The organism is Clostridium sp. AM42-4, from assembly GCF_003480105.1.
Classification (GTDB): domain Bacteria; phylum Bacillota; class Clostridia; order Lachnospirales; family Lachnospiraceae; genus Brotaphodocola.
Genome location: NZ_QUIK01000030.1, coordinates 17,629 through 18,126, shown reverse-complemented (window position 1 = coordinate 18,126; position 498 = coordinate 17,629). Strand labels below are relative to the sequence as shown.

Here is a 498-nt window from a genome sequence, read left to right as displayed (position 1 = left end):
GTTGTTCTTGCTTGTATTTTATTTGTTTGTTTTCTTTATACGAACAATGAGATCGGCGTGACTTCATCTAAGCTGGAGGCAGATATTCGTTCGTCGCAGAAGATTAAGGATGATTGGACGGTCGATGGAAGCGTTTCCAGCACGATGGCTGCATATATTTCTTACCCTCAGGATTTGAGTGACCATTCTTTTTCCGTCTATGTCAATCGTCCAGGACTTTCCTTCGGATATTTTTTCCGTGGAGGTGGAACTCTTTCGGGGATTCAAAGAGGAATTGTGGAGTTTACTGTAGAGGGATATAATGAACGAGCATTTATTTCTATGAATCAACAGCAGGTGCAACAACTTGAAATAGATGATGGCAACACAATTCAAGTGGTTGATATTGACCGCAATAAACCTTTTGCGATTGTCTTGCCTATAAATGCGGGTAATATTACTTTTTATGATGTAAATAGAAATACTGTGGAATATTGGAATAATCCTCTTTGACAAATT

Annotated in this window: 1 protein-coding gene; it reads left to right on the top strand. The window is 38.6% G+C overall.

Features of this window, described 5'->3' with window-relative positions; all coding sequences use genetic code 11:
* Positions 1-492: hypothetical protein (locus tag DW922_RS16520; RefSeq protein WP_243032279.1), on the top strand; the 492-nt coding region annotated here is incomplete at its 5' end.
* Positions 493-498: the final 6 nt, after the last annotated feature.